This is a genomic window from Sphingobacterium sp. B29, from assembly GCF_001952815.1.
Taxonomy (GTDB): Bacteria; Bacteroidota; Bacteroidia; order Sphingobacteriales; family Sphingobacteriaceae; genus Sphingobacterium; species Sphingobacterium siyangense.
In genome coordinates this window covers 2,009,788-2,025,317 of the sequence record NZ_CP019158.1, presented here as the reverse complement: position 1 = coordinate 2,025,317, position 15,530 = coordinate 2,009,788, and the positions used below count along the sequence as shown (strand labels likewise).

Below are 15,530 nucleotides of genomic sequence, written 5' to 3'. Positions count from 1 at the left end.
GCTACTTTGTAAAGCGATCAATTACCAGCATTAATTAAGGCTGGAAGCAAAAATTCGCTGACGATCCGGTCGACCTGCCTATGCGCATAAGCTTGACCATAGGCACTAGCTGTAATAACGATCACATATGGAATGTCGTTCATAACAATAATGTAATTCCCGCCATTGCCAGCACAATAATATGCTTCATACGCCTTATTTCCAACATTAAAGCACTTGTTCCAAAACAGATAACCATAATATTCTTTCTCCCTTTCAGGAATCATAAGCTGTTTCGAAAGGCTCTTTTGAACCCAGGCTTGCGGAAGGATCTGCTTACCATTCCAGCGCCCACCGTTCTTATAGAGCTGGCCGTACTTCGCAAAATCAAGTGCATTCATACGAATACCACCAGCAGTATTTGGCAGTCCTTGCGGGGTGTGTTCCCAGCGGTATTTCCGTATTCCCAATGGAACAAACAGTCTTTTGTCTGCATAGGATTCCAATCCACCTTCTACTTGTTTATGGAGCAGATCTCCCAATACAACGACTCCGGCGGTAAAATAATGCCATTGTCGCTGCAGAGATTTTCGAAAAGGAAGATCTAAGGTAAAGTCTACCCAATTTGTTGTGGGATACATATTTTCCTCATTACCGGGGCTATTGGGATCTTCATCGTTACCATCAAAGCCAGCACTCATGGTCAACAATTCACGAATGGTTGTTTTATTTTTACCTGGATCAGGATGTTGATATTTTGTAAAATCATAGCATTGATCCAGTGTTTGATATTCGTCCTTGACAAAGCCGTCCGCAATGGCCATCCCGGTTAAAGTCGATGCAAAGGTTTTGCCGACGGACCGGGGATCATGTAGGCTATCCCTATTTTCACCATTGAAATATTCTTCTATCAACAGATTTCCATGTTCCAATACCACAATTCCGTTTACCTTTTTAAAAATCCCCTCTTCAATCATTCCTTTTAGCTGCTGCATCCTACGGCGGTCAAACTTTGCTTTTGATAAATTCAACCCAGGATAAGACTCCGGCAACTGTAGCCTATATTTATCCGGATTTATATCCGGGTTCATGCTGACAGAAAGCTGCAGTTCACCACTTGCAATGATACCACCAACAACCAGATTATCAGTATTTACGTAAGGTCTGATTTCCATCTTAAGATGATGTTTTCCATCCGTTAACGCCTTTTCACCACCATTAAAAAGAAAACGATTCCAGAAAGATTCAGACCAGGATCCCTGTCCATTGATTTGATCGATCAGGGGACGTTTCAAGATCGTCTCCTGTTGCTGTATCTCCTGCTGAGGTGCGCCAGGAGATAAATTGCTTCTGTAAATTACTTTTCCATCTATCCATAACGTAAACTGAAAATTACCCTGTTGAAAAAGTTCGGTCTCCGTAAGCTTCGGCGCTAGGATCTTTTGATAATAGAGCAATGGCTTTTGAAGTTTGATAGCAAAAAACAGATCACTTTTCGGTGAGAGCACATAATTAGGCATAAACTCTTCTTTTTGCAACCGCTCCCGCGAGCTTGTGAACAAAATTTCACCAGGCATTTCCTGATCAAAGTGAACCTGTAAAGTATCCCGCTTCGATTGTTGTTGCGCATTAATCAACAGCGGATAACAGAATAAAAAAAAATAAAGCAAGATATTTCATAAGGCTTTTTCCAGTCTATTTGTGTAAAAATAGCATTAGCCAAATGAATAAAATAGAATGAAATTAACTTTTTAAGCGTTTATCTTGTTGCGATATTCCCCAGGTGTGGACCCAAACAAACTTTTAAAACAACGTATAAAATGACTTTGATCCGCAAAACCTGATTGATAGCCTATTTCGGTTAGCGAGAGAGTCGGTTCACGCAGCAGCAGCACCGCATTTTCCACTTTCAATTTGCGGATATAATCACCCATCGTTACACCAAAATACCGGGAAAATTCACGGGACAGATAAACGGGATGTAGATCGACAGTATGGGAGATAGTCGTCAGATTCAGCTCACTGCTAAAATTCGCCCGCAAATAATCACGCAACGTATAAACCCATTGCGGAATTTTACGTTCGCTCACTATCCGATCGCGATGCAACAAAGAAAACACATGTAACAACAAACTGTCCATTGCAAGTCCCGAACTATTATCCTGATCAAAAGATTCCCAAAAGAGTTTATGGAAGAGCAGCCTTACCTCCGGCAGATGAATATCCATATTGCCTTCCAGCAGATGCAGCGCCGCCATCTCGTTCCAGTGCCAGTGTGGACTTAGTTCAATATGAAAACCCCGGGTACAGCCATCTGGTTTTCTATTGTAGTGAGGGTCTTGCCAATTATGAAAAAGCAGGTCCCCAGCAGTACAATGATGAATCCCTTTTTTGCTCCCCTCAAGCAAATTCCCTTCCAAAATAAACGTGAAATAAGAGTTTTCATGGTAATGCCAGTCCACTTTTTCCAGTGTATAAATAGCATCTGAAACAAGTAGTTCATTGGAATTAAATTTCCTATTTATAGCACCGTAGTAGGTACCTGCACTGAGCTGCTCCACGTCTTACTTTATTCCGCGTAATATCCGGCTACGCCAATGCCAATGGTCCAAAAGAACTTTGACTTTTTAAGGTCCTCCAGCAGCATATCCGCATTGTCTTCGTATTCGCCATCGGCTTTGATTTCCTCAATCTCCTCCTGAACATCCTCTTCAGTAATCTGTCTCCAGACACCAACAGAGCTATTTAAAAATGTATAGCAATATCCCGCTTCGGCATCATCAACCTCACCCGCGTTTTTATCACTCAGGATACTTACAAGCTCGGTCGCTTCGACCTGAAACGGATTAACACCATAGATACTGATTTCAGTTTTTTCTGGATAGGGTCCATTGATGCTTTCTATAAATTCCAATGTTCCCTGATCATTAAAATCAAGTCTCAATTCGAGTTCATCATAATAATATTGGTCGTCCAGTGCATCTGAAGGAGCACCAAGTACACTTTGAACGTCAGCACGGCCCGCACCGAGATTAACCTGACCAATACCTTCAATTTGAATCCCAACACGTGGGACTAGTTCGATCTTTTTCATCCGTATTCAGTAAATTATAAAAAGGATACCTGCATAAATAACACTTGAACATCTGCTATCGTTTTATCCAATAATGAACATAGCTACAGCTTTATGCTGACATAAATTTACACTAATTCCCATTAAATAATTATTAACATTTTTAACTTTTCTTACGATCCTTAGCGCACATGATAATTCGCATACTCAGCCAATTATGACTAACTTTAGGAATGCATCAAAAATCGACGATTATGCAACAGACGCTAGCGACATTAGACAGTTATATCCAAAATCTAAGACCTGAACTGTATACCGATCTACAATCCCCGTTATCGGCAGAAGATTTTAGGGCCCTTGAACAGAAATATGATATTGAAATACCTCATGATCTTAAAGCACTCTATCGCTGGAAAAATGGGCAGCGCAATACAAGTTATGAAGCCTTTGTTAACAATTCGACTTTCATCCCACTAGAAGAGGCGCTGGATACAGCGCAGGAATTGACAAATATGATTGGTATGGACTTTGAAATCGAAAACTGGTGGAATGAACGTTGGATCCCTATATTCCACAACGGCGGTGGAAGTTATATCTGCTATGATCTAGGTGGCATCTTTACCGGACAGGCAGGTCAATTGATTGAATACTGGAATAAAGACAATGACCGGAATGTTATTGCACCTAACCTCGAAGGTTTTTTAGGGCTACTTAACGACTATTATGCCCATACGCCTAAAGAAAAATTCGATGATTTTTTTAGCCTAGATACCACAGGCGAATATCCCAAACGGTTTAAGGTGGACTAACAGAAACTCATCGCCCTCATTTTTTTCTATCGATGAATTTTTAAATTTATTATACCTTTTCCCGCTGTTTCTCTTTGGAACCACAGGATAAAAACAGCGTCAACATACAATAAAGAGTAACAAAAATTAAATAAATCCTTAGCTTCATCATACTATTGGTCTTTACACTAAACCGAAGAAAACAATAAATGCTGATTTCAAATGACAGCATCAACAAGATGCCAACCATAATGGAGATGCAAAATTTCATCCAGTTCCACACATTAATAAGTTAAAATCAAAAGATATACTGTTTTTATAGAAGGTAAAATAGGAATTTAAACGAATAGATAATAACTTTGGACAGATAACACACCGTCCGTTATACGAATCAGGCCTTCATGAAATCGAAAAAAGTAAATACTTGCGACCACTCCTGCCTTATGTGCCGTTATGTCCTACAAGACTGGCTTGGACAAATCGACCTGCACCGAACAAATATCAGATTGAAAAAAGGCGAGCAGTTTATTACCGAAGGGCAATCGGTTCGGGGTATTTATTTTGTCCAGTCTGGACTTGTCAAAGTTCACCGCAATCTTGGAGATAAGGAAACCATTGTTCGTTTTGCAAAAAAGGGAGATATCGTAGGCCATCGCGGTATCAGTACTGAACAAACCGTCTATCCCATTTCGGCAACTACCTTGGATGTCACGCAGCTCTGCTTCGTGGAACTGCCATTTTTTCTGTCCACACTGCGCATAAATCCCGAATTGAGCTATCGGCTGATGTTATTTTTTGCCGACGAACTACATCTTTCTGAGCAAAAAATGACCAACCTGACACAGCTTCCTGTTAAAAACCGGCTTGCTTGGAGCTTATTGTTACTCTACCGTATTTTTGGCGAGGAAAACATGGACGGATATATCGGTCTCACCTTGAGTAAAAAAGATCTTTCATCCTATGTAGGTACTACTTACGAGACCGTCTACCGCATGCTAGGTGAACTTATCGATCTAGAGGCGATAGCGATGGACAAAAAAAATATCTTTATTAAAAACTTCCAGCTTTTGCATGATCTTTCGGAAGAAAATATGGGGAGTGAAACAGTCTAAGACGGCTAACGACTCCCCAATCCATATACTTCCCTAAAAATACATCACACTAAAATTTATAGCCTAAACCGACCCCCAAACGCCACTTGCCATCAGCAGTACCCGTTTTCGCCGCGTAAAATGCGGGCAGCTGAATAGCAATATGCCGGAATACGGCCGTCAGACCAAAGCCTAGAGACGGGGTGACCCAGGAATTCTTTGGCTTCCCTGTTTCAACCTTATCTTCTTTAAGTTTTAAACTCGGCAATAAACCCAACAACAGGCAACTTTTCGGGCTGAATATATATTTCACCGCTGGTCCAGTACAATTGATATAAGCACCATGATCAGCATATCCTGCCACGGCAATTCCCTCAAATAAACTCCCTTTGACTGTTTTTTCCTGACTGTAAGACTCCATGCTAATAGCTAGCAATAGAAATAACATGAATAATTGTTTTATCTGATGCATAAAAATCTAGTTTTGTGAAGTCGACACTTTTTCTTTTTGATGATAGGTATAATAGATAGCCATCCCTGTAAACAGCAATCCGCCGACAATATTTCCAGCTGTTACAATCAGCTGATTGCACAGCCACCAGTCGGAGATAGTCACTTTTGCACCGAACATCATCCCGGCAGGAATCACAAACATATTGACCACTGCGTGCTCATAGCCTAATGCAAAGAATATAAAGATCGGAATACCTGCAGCCAGTATTTTGCCAAGAGTAGACTTAGAAGTCATGGACATCACCACCCCCATACAGACCATCCAATTACACAAAATAGCTTTAACAAAGGCCGAAAACAAGCCTGCTGCACCATGGGCGCTGTATCCAAGCGTTTTCTTTTCGCTGATCAGGATCAGGCTCTGTTCGATGTTTCCGAGCTGGCTCGAATGTCCAGTTTCTGTACTAGCTGCCCAAAATAAAATCGCAAACAGGACACTCCCAAGCAAGTTGCCTAGAAAAACCCAGAATAAATTATTGGCCATAGCCTTAAAATTGATTTTACCTTCAAACCAGGCTAAAGGCACGAGAGAGAAGCTGCCTGTCACCAATTCCAAACCGAGGATGACGATAATAACAAACCCTACAGGAAAAACGAATGCACCGACTAATCCCAATCCAGTCTGCGAAGTGGCCAAAAGTGCGAGTGTAACAGAAATTGCCAATAAGGCACCTGACAATGCTCCCCGTATCAGTAGATCTTTGACAGGAAGCGAAGATTTGTAGATAGCGGTGTTCATCATGGCACCAGCTACCTCTTTAGGGCTAATATAATCCATTGTATTTTTGTTTTAAAAGGTTTTAGATTCAATTATTTTTATTTCTCCTAAGCAGTCATCCCAATAAAAATACTTCCGTTTTCCACCTTCACAGGATAAGTCTTAATGGCACATTCATCACCCGAAAGACATTCACCTGTATCCAACGCAAAGGTTTTCTTATGGAACGGACAGGCGACTTTAGGCGTTTCACCCAAAGAGCCCAGCATGCCGCGGCTTAAAATCATCTGCCGTTTGTGCGGACATTCATTTTGTGTGGCATACCACTCATTGCGGCGGGCGAAATAAAACAGCGCCACCTGTTCGTTATTCAATTTAAGACAGACTCCACCATTTTCAATAGCATCTTCTATCCGACAAGCCTTCAGCCATTTCATGTCAATTTGCGTATTCATATGATTTCGATTAAAAGGTTTAGCGATTTTATATTTAATATATTTAATAAGTACTGACGTTCCAATCAGCAGCTTTTTTCTGTCCGCGAAAACTGTCAAAGCGAACAGTTTCATCCTTCTCTTCGGGTGCATTTACAAAGTGAACAAAGCGTTTGCGAATTTCCGGATTCTCTACAGCTACCTTCCATTCACAGCGATAACTATCGACAAGCAGCTGCATATCCTGCTCCCAGGCCTCCCCCATACCCAGGCCATCCTCTACCACGACATTCCTTAAATAATCTATTCCACCTTCCATTTTATTAAGCCAGGTAGCAGTCCGGGTCAGCGGATCGGCAGTGCGAATATAAAACATCAGGAAACGGTCAATGTAACGGATACAGGTTTCACTATCGATATCCGATGCAAGCAGCAAAGCATGCTGCGGCTTACTTCCGCCATTACCGCACACATAGAGGTTCCAGCCTTTTTCCGTCGCAATAATTCCAAAATCCTTACTCTGCGCCTCGGCACATTCGCGGATACAACCACTAACAGCCGACTTTATCTTATGTGGAGCACGAAGACCACGGTAACGTTCCTCTATCCGTATCGCAAAAGAAACACTATCGTGCAACCCAAACCGACACCAGGTACTGCCCACACAGCTTTTGACAGTCCGTAGTGCCTTGCCATAAGCATGTCCGCTTTCAAAGCCGGCAGCAATAAGTTCTTCCCAGATAAACGGCAGATCATTGAGATGTGCACCAAATAGGTCAATGCGCTGTCCGCCCGTAATTTTTGTGTATAGGCTGTACTTCTTAGCGACTTCCCCGATAACAATCAGTTTATCTGGGGTAATTTCACCTCCCGGAATGCGCGGAACAACTGAATAGGTCCCGCCCTTCTGTATATTGGCCAAATAACGGTCATTACTATCCTGAGCCACATCATTACCCTTGCCAAGAATCATCTCGTTCCAAAGGCTCGCTAGCAAGGAAGACACCAACGGTTTACAGACTTCGCAGCCATGTCCGCGGCCTAGCGCATCCAATACATGATCGTAACTTTTCAGCTCATGGATCTTGATCAGGTCATATAGTTCCTGGCGGCTCAGATCGAAATGTTCACAGATGGTACTCCGTATATATTTTCCTTGCTGTTTCATCGTATAATTGACCAGGTCCTTGACCATCGGCACGCAGCCGCCACATCCCGATCCAGCCTTGGTACATTTCTTTACCGCATCTGCATTTTCACAATGACCAGTTATCACAGCATCACAGATCTGTGCTTTAGTGACACCTTCGCAACTGCAAATCAATGCCGCATCAGGAAGAGCCTCCAGACCAGCAGAAGCCGACTTACTTTCGCTCTGCTGGCCAAAAAGAAGGAGTTCAGGGTGTTCCGCCAACGGCAGGCTATTATTGACCATCTGAAGCAACATGTTGTAACTTGCCGCTTCCCCGACAAGTATCCCACCTAGCAGACGCGTTCCATCTTTACTTACGTTCAATCGTTTATAAATACCTTTATTACGATCCTCCAATAAGATCGTGCGTGCATAAGGCTCGCTGATAAAAGCGTCTCCAAAACTAGCCACATCAACTCCCATCAGTTTCAGTTTGGTGCTCATGTCAAATCCCTTAAAGGATTTCTCTTCCCCCACAATATGAGATGCCGCAATTTCAGCCATTTCATAGCCCGGTGCTACCAGACCATAGATCATATCATTCACTAAGGCACACTCACCGATAGCATAAACTACAGGATCAGAAGTCTGCATCTGCGCATTAACCAATATTCCGCCCCTTTCACCAACATCCAGTCCAATTTTCTTGGCCAGCTCATCACGGGGACGTATACCTGCTGAAATCACCAATAAATCCGTCTCTATCGACGAACCATCCTGAAAAGCAATCCCCGTCAGGCGATCATCCCCCAGCAATTGGCTTGTCGACTTTTGCAATAAACAGGTCAAGCCTAGTTCTGACAACTTGTTTTGCAACAACATACTGGCGCTATCATCAATCTGACGCGGCATCAGGCGTTGGGCAAATTCGATCACGGCAGTCTCTTCCAGACCAAGATCCACCATTGCTTTCGCAGCTTCGAGTCCCAAAAGTCCACCGCCCATTACTGTACCACGCTTCGCTTTTGCCGCATAAGCTTTGATCAGATCCAGATCTTCGATGGTACGATATAGAAATACCCCTTCCTTTTCAATGCCCGGAATTGGTGGAACAAAAGGAGCAGAACCAGTCGCAAAAACCAGATAGTCATAATTGACTGTGATACCTTTTTGAGATTCCACTTCTTTTTTTAATAGATTTACAGCAACAATTGGATCATCTAAATGAATTTTTACATTATTTTCCAAATACCACTCATTTTTTAACAAGAAAAGCTCGTCAATAGACGAAATTTTGAAGTAATCTGTCAAATGAACACGATCATAAGCTCGTATCGGCTCTTCTGAAAACACAATTATTTCCAGATCGTTTATTTTCTGCTTTAATTTTTCACAAAACTTATTACCGACCATACCATTACCAACAATAACAACCTTTTTTCTTTCCATAAATGCTATTTTTTATGATAAAAATTCAATTTAATATCTTAACAACACTAATTTATGCAATAAAAAATTAAAAAATCAAAATAAATATGATTTTAGTAATATTTTTTCAATAAAAAACTATAAATAATTGTAGTTTTTATGATTTATATCAGATTTTTTAATAGATTTACATATAATTCAACAACAAAAACAACAATAACATGGAAAAATTAAGCACAACATCGTTATTTATTGTAGGATCTGGCCCTGGAGACCCCGAATTACTCACCCTGAAAGCTTATAAAGCAATAGAAAATGCACAAGTGATCTTATATGACAACTTAATTAATAAAGAAATCCTTCAAATAGCAGATAAAAACTGTTTAAAACACTATGTCGGCAAGCATCCTTACGGAAAATACGTGCCCCAGGAAGAAATCAATAGGCTCCTCCTTCACTATTGCGAAAGATACGAAAGAGTGGTACGGCTTAAAGGTGGCGATCCCTATCTTTTTGGGCGCGGCTTTGAAGAATGGCTTACCGTACAAAACAGATCAATTAACATGACCTACATTCCGGGCATCAGCAGCATGCAAGGCGCCGGCCTCAATGATATTCCGCTGACACATCGTGGTGTAAGTGAAGGCGTATGGGCATTAACAGGTATGAAAAAGGACGGATCCCTATCTGCCGATCTGGCCCTGGCAGTTCAGAGCAGATCTACTGTAGTCATCTATATGGGAATGCGTAAGCTCGATGAAATAGCACGCACCTATGTTTTGCACAGCAAAGGAGAAACAGCCGCAGCAATTATACAACATGCGAGCTTGCCGCAACAAAGACAGGTGCGTTGCAAAGTCAAAGATCTCGTCAGAATAAGCAAGGAGCATCAGATAGGGCATCCTGCTATCATTATCATCGGCGACGTAGTGGATCTGCAGCAAACATTGACAGTTGCTGCCGAACAGCGGCGCATTATTTAGGATCGATTATAGCATTACTTGAAATATAAGTAAAGCCTATTATTATCCACTTTATTGCCGGACTAAAACAGACAAAGGTCATCAATACCTGCGAAGACTTTAATATTATTATTTGGAAGCTTTATATCATCTATCAAATCTCGTCAGATTTGTCGCTGTCAATTGGCTAGACAATCTGCAGGTCCATATTTCTAAAGAGATTCAATTCGGAATCATTTGAGTCCAGGTCGGTGATCAATGCCGTGAGCGAATCTATTGGACACACCCTAAACAGTTCACCTTGATAAAGCTTATTCTGGCTGGCTAAGGCTATTGTTTTCTTTGCACATTGAACCATCATCTTTTTGGTTTCTCCATCTGCAGCTGACGCCGCCGAAACACCGAGCTCAGGATCTACAGCACAAGTTCCCATGATAAAGATATCGGCATTATACTTAGCAACTTCCATACAGGTTGTGATGCCTGAGGTTACAGCCAGATCGGATTCAAAATTACCACCCAAAAAAATAAGTTCTACATTTTTGAACTTCTCGAGCAGCGGCACGATGGAAAAATTATTTGTAACCATCCGAATCCGGATATCCAATGGCATCGCATTCACTACGGCCCATGTCGTTGTGCCACCATCCACAAAAAGGGTCATGCCATCTCTCAGAAACGGCTGTACTTTTAATGCAATAATGTCTTTTTCTTTGGTCAGAAACGATTGCCTATCCTGGAAAGTCAGCGGATCTTTTTCACGCAGTATAGCACCACCCCTGGTCTTGGAAAGCAAGCCGTTCCGATAGAGAAGGTCTATATCACGGCGGATAGTATCTTCCGATACCGCCAACAACACCGCCAGCTCTTCAAACTTCACCTTCCTCCGGACCGCTAATTCGCGGAGGATTATCTCAAAACGTTCTTCTTTTAACATGCGATTACTTCCTGATTTTATAGATAAGAGCTACCACTAGAAAAAGCAAAGCTATTGTTTCGAAAGCAATGATCAAAGAAAAATGCTGCGCAATAGCCCCCAAAAGCGCGGGGCCCGCCAGCTGACCGGCATAACCCATTGTTGAGATAACCGGAATGGCTACCGTCGGCGAAAGTCCTTCAATCCGTCCACCCTCGCTAAAAAATACAGGTACAATATTGGCGGCTCCCAGTCCCAAAAGGACAAATCCAATGAGCGTTAGCGATAACCAAGGACTACACACTACGATCAAAATGCCCAACGAAGCCAACAAGCTACCACCTATCACCACAACCTTACTATTCAGTTTACTTACTAATCGGTCTCCCTGCAATCTCATGACCGCCATCGCAACGGAGAATGCCGCATATCCAATTCCCGTAAACTCAGGAGATACTCCTTTGTGATCCCGCAAGAAAATAGCACTCCAGTCCAACATCGCTCCCTCAGACAAAAATGCAATGAAACACATCAGCCCAAGTATCAGCACACTCCACCTAAGCCATTGAAATCCTTTTTTTGAAACCTGAGTTTCATCAATGTGGGAAAACTGGACAATGATTTCTTTTTCCTTTTGATAGCTCAGCAACTTTCGATATTGTACGATCAGTAGCAGTATTAAAAGAATGGCTATAGTAATGGCTGCATAAATAGGAACTAACCCCATCTTTATCAGAAAACCCAAGCCGATCGATCCAAATAGCCCGCCTACACTGAACAGTCCATGTAAAGATGACATTATCGGTTTACCCATTGCATTTTGAACCTGCACACCATGTGCATTCATGGCCACATCTATACCACCTATACTGCAGCCAAATATAAAAAGAACACAGGCCATCAAATAGCTATTGGTTACCATCAACAGTACAGGGAGCACTACGGCAGCTATCAAACCTGAAATTAAAATCACTTGTCTGCTCCCAACTTTCCCGATGAAAAATCCGGAAAGCGGCATCGTTAATAGTGCACCACCACCCAAACATAACAGTAAAAGCCCCAGTTCTCCGTCATTCAGACCAAGACGGTCCTTGGCGAAAGGTACCATCGGTGCCCAGCTTGATAACGCGAGGCCACATACCAAAAACATAACCTGTGTCGCTACCTTAGCCTTTAATATCGATTCTTTCAACATACCTGATAAATTTTATATTGCAATATTATGCAAATTTGCATAATATTGCAATATAATTAAACGAAAAGATTTGCCATGCGAATAGAACACCTCGCCCTATGGGTCGATGATCTTGAGAAAACACGTGCTTTTTACGCCAAATACTTTGGTACTGTAAGCGGAGAAAAGTACCATAACCCGAAGAAAGGGTTTTCATCCTACTTTCTTAAATTCCGCGAATCCGGCGCACGTTTGGAGATTATGAATCGTATTGATATTACTACTGCCGCGGCTGATAGGAGCCTGAACAAAGGCTATACCCATCTGGCCATTAGCGTCGGTGGAAAGGATGCTGTCGATGATTTGACCGAGCAATTACGGTTGGATGGTTATATCGTCGAAAGCGAGCCCCGTACTACGGGGGATGGTTATTATGAAAGCGTCGTGCTTGATCCGGAGGGAAATTCGATAGAAATTGTAGCTTAAACAGTTCAAAAAATAAAGCATCCCGAACACGATCGGGATGCTTTACCTTATTCTGCATGAAAAGTAAGCCTAAAAGGCTCTTATAAGGGCTTCCATTAGGATTTTCTTATGACAGGATCGATCCAGTAATAGTCATGGTTGGTATGAGCGAAAAACTCCATCGGCGTAACATGGCAATCAATGGTATCACTGAGCCCGTCGTCGGTATAAGTGACCACATCTTCGGATGGCATCACCATCCCGCTCATAATGGATCCATAGTCCAAGCAGTGAAGATCAGATATAAGCACATTGATTGTGTGGGCCAGCGTCCATTTTTCCATTTCTTCCTTGCTAACACGTTTCACACGCTCTGCCAAAAACCGGGCTTCCTCCAGCTCTTTTTCGACACTGTCCGGAAAAAAAAGCAACAGGAAGGCTTCATACTTATCAAATTCTTTATTTCGGATTGCTTCATTTCGCAGAAACAGCTTCTCGCCCATCTGTCCGTACTGATCGGCATATTTTTTCAGCTCCATTTCTGCAAGTTCCCTATCCGACCATTGCTGCAATTCAGAAAGCGCATATACATCGGTACCATGGCCATCACACTGATTGAGATACGACCAGATATCGCCCTGTACAACTTTGGGCTTCCTGTGCTCCAGCACATTGTAACCTTGCGCTACCCATGCTTCTATTTGTTCCCTTCTCATCTTAAGCTGTTTTTTAAAATAAACAACAGCGCAGCTGCAATAGTTTTCTTTTTCTATTTCAGATTTCGGGCTTTCAGCTCCGCATCCAGTGCTTTCTCATTTTTCCCAAAATATTTAAAGAACAAAATGGCCAATATTAATGGGAAAATTGTAGGCCAGGTTAAACCGGCTACGAATACACTGTAGGCAGCGATCCCCAAACAAAAGCCAATAATCGATGCATTGATTATTTTCGTGGGTTTAGCTTTCTTTTTGAGAACCAACAACTCTTCATTGCTCAGTTCATTTAATTTCTTTTCTTCCATCTGGTCTGTACTTTTATAGGTTAGTTATTTTATATGTTTGATGCGAATATAATTATTTAAACGGACAGGAAGAAAATGAAAAATAATAGCCGTTAGATTTAATATTTAGGTGTTAAAAATCAGGATCGAAGAGTGACCAAATTAGTCTTTGTTACAGCGTTTATTCAGTGCTTGCTCAGTGTAAACTGAATAAGCACTGTCTAAAGATTGGTTGAATATTGTGATTAAGTATAATTTGGTATAAAGAACAAACCTGCTCTTTCCTCGGCCATCCATCGGGTCGATCGTTTAGGTTTGGTGTCTCAAAAAATCAGTTTGTTTCCATCAGTTTTCATCCGATCAACTTTTGCATGTACTTTTCAAAGCCCATGCAACCAATATAGGCTGAAAAAATAAACGGGCAAGCCGCTTTCCATCCGTATCCAATCCAAAGCCGTCGCGATGGTCTTTATATTGGGCAATATTTCCAGGAAACACAGCTGCAAAAAACGCTGCTGCGATTTTTCCGACTTTCGATCGCTGTTTATCAGGCGCGAAAATCAGTGCAGCACCCAAAGCAATTTCCGCAATACCGGAATATACAACCGTATCATCTTTAGCGATCGGAACCCAGTCGGGCACCTGAGCCTGAAATTCCTTGCGGGCGAAGGACAGATGTCCAATACCGGCTACAACCAAAAAGGCTCCTAATCCAATTCGTGCAATCTTCTGCATAGGTGATTTATCCATAATCTTTTACTTAGAGGACATCATTCCACTCGAAATAGTTTGTCCAACGCTGCGGATTATTTCACCTAAAAAATATATATTTGATTAAATAAAATTAACCATATCATGCACTATTATCCCTTAAATATACACAAATACATTATTTTCCTCCTTTTTACGGCCATTGTGATTCATGCAAAAGCGCAAGAAACAATTGTCACTTATATGAAGAAAAATCGTGGTATTACTGCTATAAAAGATTCAGCCGCTTACACGAACATTATTCGGTTAACAGCAAATGAATTGGGACTTTACGAAGTAAACGATTACTATCCAAATGGCAATTTAAAAAGACATGGATGGACCAAAGTAGCTGATCCACGAAGATTATATCTGGAAGGCATTATTGAAAGTTATCACAACAATGGCAACCTAGCGGTATCAGCCGGATATAAAGACAATAAACTGAGCGATACGTTAAAAAGATACTACGAAAATGGTCTTTTAAAAGAAATTAGATTTTTCTCCGGTTCTGAAGCCAGTCCCAACGAATTTCTTTTTCAGGACCAGCATAGCCGACTAATCTATTATGCTGATTCAACAGGCCGCCAACAGATTGTCAATGGAAACGGCAAGTTTGAATTTAAGGACAGCATAAATAGTGAAAAAGGCCAATATATCGATGGTTTACGTCAAGGACATTGGAAGGGTACTCTAAAAAAGGGTAAAAATAAGTTTGAGGAATGGTACGAAAAAGGCATATTAAGCAAAGGAACCAGCACAGATAGTATGGGCAATGTGCATCCCTATACGCAGCGGGATGTCCAACCGGAATATCCTGGCGGGATAAAAAACCTCATGATCTTTATTGCCCACAATTATAAATATCCCAAAGAAGCTTTAAATGCAAAAGTATCAGGACAACTTCTCATCAGTTTTGTCATTGAAAAAAATGGTCTGGCAAATGAATTTGAAGTGATTAATGACCTCGGCTATGGAACAGCAGCAAGTGGTATAGCAGTACTGAAGAAAGCCGAAAAATGGACTCCGGGTTATCAATACGGTATGCCTGTACGTGTGCAGTTTACCATTCCAATCCGTTTACATACAGGTCCCGCTCCAAATTAG

The 15,530-nt window shown here is 41.7% G+C and carries 17 protein-coding genes; 5 read left to right on the top strand and 12 right to left on the bottom strand.

Features of this window, described 5'->3' with window-relative positions; all coding sequences use genetic code 11:
* Nucleotides 1–17: 17 nt before the first annotated feature.
* The 3 genes from BV902_RS08500 to BV902_RS08490 all read right to left on the bottom strand — a co-directional run bounded on the left by BV902_RS08500 (nucleotide 18) and on the right by BV902_RS08490 (nucleotide 3,073).
* Nucleotides 18–1,649: a serine hydrolase domain-containing protein gene (locus BV902_RS08500; protein WP_083663522.1), complete on the bottom strand. Its 1,632-nt coding sequence runs from the start codon at nucleotides 1,647–1,649 to the stop codon at nucleotides 18–20.
* An 81-nt stretch (nucleotides 1,650–1,730) separates the two neighbouring features.
* Nucleotides 1,731–2,540, bottom strand: coding sequence for a helix-turn-helix transcriptional regulator (locus tag BV902_RS08495; RefSeq protein WP_075991574.1), 810 nt, complete (start codon nucleotides 2,538–2,540; stop codon nucleotides 1,731–1,733).
* Nucleotides 2,541–2,548: 8 nt separating this feature from the next.
* The gene (locus tag BV902_RS08490; protein ID WP_075991573.1) at nucleotides 2,549–3,073 is read right to left on the bottom strand and encodes a hypothetical protein; all 525 of its coding nucleotides are present in this window, start codon (nucleotides 3,071–3,073) and stop codon (nucleotides 2,549–2,551) included.
* Between the two features lie 233 nt (nucleotides 3,074–3,306).
* On the opposite strand from BV902_RS08490, the gene BV902_RS08485 reads away from it, so the two are divergent.
* Complete coding sequence (locus BV902_RS08485) at nucleotides 3,307–3,861, top strand: SMI1/KNR4 family protein (protein ID WP_075994677.1); 555 nt, start codon at nucleotides 3,307–3,309, stop codon at nucleotides 3,859–3,861.
* Nucleotides 3,862–4,241: 380 nt separating this feature from the next.
* Nucleotides 4,242–4,952 carry a Crp/Fnr family transcriptional regulator gene (locus tag BV902_RS08480; protein WP_075991572.1) on the top strand — a complete coding sequence of 237 codons (711 nt, stop codon included), beginning with the start codon at nucleotides 4,242–4,244 and terminating at the stop codon, nucleotides 4,950–4,952.
* Between the two features lie 49 nt (nucleotides 4,953–5,001).
* Here BV902_RS08480 and BV902_RS08475 read toward each other — a convergent pair whose 3' ends face one another.
* The 4 genes from BV902_RS08475 to nirB are packed head-to-tail and all read right to left on the bottom strand — an operon-like array spanning nucleotide 5,002 to nucleotide 9,177.
* Nucleotides 5,002–5,403, bottom strand: a complete 402-nt coding sequence (locus BV902_RS08475) for a hypothetical protein (protein WP_075991571.1) — start codon at nucleotides 5,401–5,403, stop codon at nucleotides 5,002–5,004.
* Between the two features lie 6 nt (nucleotides 5,404–5,409).
* Nucleotides 5,410–6,222: a formate/nitrite transporter family protein gene (locus tag BV902_RS08470; protein WP_075991570.1), complete on the bottom strand. Its 813-nt coding sequence runs from the start codon at nucleotides 6,220–6,222 to the stop codon at nucleotides 5,410–5,412.
* 47 nt (nucleotides 6,223–6,269) lie between these two features.
* Nucleotides 6,270–6,617: a nitrite reductase small subunit NirD gene (nirD, locus tag BV902_RS08465; protein WP_075994676.1), complete on the bottom strand. Its 348-nt coding sequence runs from the start codon at nucleotides 6,615–6,617 to the stop codon at nucleotides 6,270–6,272.
* Between the two features lie 43 nt (nucleotides 6,618–6,660).
* A complete protein-coding gene (gene nirB / locus BV902_RS08460; protein ID WP_075991569.1) occupies nucleotides 6,661–9,177 on the bottom strand; it encodes a nitrite reductase large subunit NirB in 2,517 nt (838 codons plus the stop codon).
* 200 nt (nucleotides 9,178–9,377) lie between these two features.
* Here nirB and cobA point away from each other — a divergent pair, with 200 nt between their 5' ends.
* Nucleotides 9,378–10,139: a uroporphyrinogen-III C-methyltransferase gene (gene cobA, locus BV902_RS08455; protein WP_075991568.1), complete on the top strand. Its 762-nt coding sequence runs from the start codon at nucleotides 9,378–9,380 to the stop codon at nucleotides 10,137–10,139.
* Nucleotides 10,140–10,305: 166 nt separating this feature from the next.
* On the opposite strand, the gene BV902_RS08450 is transcribed toward cobA, so the two are convergent.
* Together BV902_RS08450 and BV902_RS08445 are read right to left on the bottom strand one after the other, a co-directional pair.
* Nucleotides 10,306–11,055, bottom strand: a complete 750-nt coding sequence (locus BV902_RS08450; protein ID WP_075991567.1) for a DeoR/GlpR family DNA-binding transcription regulator — start codon at nucleotides 11,053–11,055, stop codon at nucleotides 10,306–10,308.
* Nucleotides 11,056–11,059: 4 nt separating this feature from the next.
* Nucleotides 11,060–12,229 carry an MFS transporter gene (locus BV902_RS08445; RefSeq protein ID WP_075991566.1) on the bottom strand — a complete coding sequence of 390 codons (1,170 nt, stop codon included), beginning with the start codon at nucleotides 12,227–12,229 and terminating at the stop codon, nucleotides 11,060–11,062.
* Nucleotides 12,230–12,304: 75 nt separating this feature from the next.
* Between BV902_RS08445 and BV902_RS08440 the strand changes: the two genes are divergently transcribed.
* A complete protein-coding gene (locus BV902_RS08440; RefSeq protein ID WP_075991565.1) occupies nucleotides 12,305–12,694 on the top strand; it encodes a VOC family protein in 390 nt (129 codons plus the stop codon).
* Nucleotides 12,695–12,789: 95 nt separating this feature from the next.
* Here BV902_RS08440 and BV902_RS08435 read toward each other — a convergent pair whose 3' ends face one another.
* From BV902_RS08435 to BV902_RS08425, 3 genes are all read right to left on the bottom strand, one after another.
* The gene (locus BV902_RS08435) at nucleotides 12,790–13,389 is read right to left on the bottom strand and encodes a hypothetical protein (protein WP_075991564.1); all 600 of its coding nucleotides are present in this window, start codon (nucleotides 13,387–13,389) and stop codon (nucleotides 12,790–12,792) included.
* 53 nt (nucleotides 13,390–13,442) lie between these two features.
* Nucleotides 13,443–13,694, bottom strand: a complete 252-nt coding sequence (locus BV902_RS08430; protein WP_075991563.1) for a hypothetical protein — start codon at nucleotides 13,692–13,694, stop codon at nucleotides 13,443–13,445.
* A 339-nt stretch (nucleotides 13,695–14,033) separates the two neighbouring features.
* Nucleotides 14,034–14,423, bottom strand: a complete 390-nt coding sequence (locus BV902_RS08425; RefSeq protein ID WP_075991562.1) for a DoxX family protein — start codon at nucleotides 14,421–14,423, stop codon at nucleotides 14,034–14,036.
* 105 nt (nucleotides 14,424–14,528) lie between these two features.
* On the opposite strand from BV902_RS08425, the gene BV902_RS08420 reads away from it, so the two are divergent.
* Nucleotides 14,529–15,530, top strand: coding sequence for an energy transducer TonB (locus tag BV902_RS08420; protein WP_075991561.1), 1,002 nt, complete (start codon nucleotides 14,529–14,531; stop codon nucleotides 15,528–15,530).

What these genes read in the sequence shown, in the direction of transcription:
- BV902_RS08490 (WP_075991573.1), bottom strand. Translation starts at nt 3,073, where the DNA reads ATGAAAAAGATCGAACTAGTCCCACGTGTTGGGATTCAAATTGAAGGT.
- BV902_RS08485 (WP_075994677.1), top strand. Translation starts at nt 3,307, where the DNA reads ATGCAACAGACGCTAGCGACATTAGACAGTTATATCCAAAATCTAAGA.
- BV902_RS08480 (WP_075991572.1), top strand. Translation starts at nt 4,242, where the DNA reads ATGAAATCGAAAAAAGTAAATACTTGCGACCACTCCTGCCTTATGTGC.
- BV902_RS08475 (WP_075991571.1), bottom strand. Translation starts at nt 5,403, where the DNA reads ATGCATCAGATAAAACAATTATTCATGTTATTTCTATTGCTAGCTATT.
- BV902_RS08470 (WP_075991570.1), bottom strand. Translation starts at nt 6,222, where the DNA reads ATGGATTATATTAGCCCTAAAGAGGTAGCTGGTGCCATGATGAACACC.
- nirD (WP_075994676.1), bottom strand. Translation starts at nt 6,617, where the DNA reads ATGAATACGCAAATTGACATGAAATGGCTGAAGGCTTGTCGGATAGAA.
- nirB (WP_075991569.1), bottom strand. Translation starts at nt 9,177, where the DNA reads ATGGAAAGAAAAAAGGTTGTTATTGTTGGTAATGGTATGGTCGGTAAT.
- cobA (WP_075991568.1), top strand. Translation starts at nt 9,378, where the DNA reads ATGGAAAAATTAAGCACAACATCGTTATTTATTGTAGGATCTGGCCCT.
- BV902_RS08450 (WP_075991567.1), bottom strand. Translation starts at nt 11,055, where the DNA reads ATGTTAAAAGAAGAACGTTTTGAGATAATCCTCCGCGAATTAGCGGTC.
- BV902_RS08445 (WP_075991566.1), bottom strand. Translation starts at nt 12,229, where the DNA reads ATGTTGAAAGAATCGATATTAAAGGCTAAGGTAGCGACACAGGTTATG.
- BV902_RS08440 (WP_075991565.1), top strand. Translation starts at nt 12,305, where the DNA reads ATGCGAATAGAACACCTCGCCCTATGGGTCGATGATCTTGAGAAAACA.
- BV902_RS08435 (WP_075991564.1), bottom strand. Translation starts at nt 13,389, where the DNA reads ATGAGAAGGGAACAAATAGAAGCATGGGTAGCGCAAGGTTACAATGTG.
- BV902_RS08430 (WP_075991563.1), bottom strand. Translation starts at nt 13,694, where the DNA reads ATGGAAGAAAAGAAATTAAATGAACTGAGCAATGAAGAGTTGTTGGTT.
- BV902_RS08425 (WP_075991562.1), bottom strand. Translation starts at nt 14,423, where the DNA reads ATGGATAAATCACCTATGCAGAAGATTGCACGAATTGGATTAGGAGCC.
- BV902_RS08420 (WP_075991561.1), top strand. Translation starts at nt 14,529, where the DNA reads ATGCACTATTATCCCTTAAATATACACAAATACATTATTTTCCTCCTT.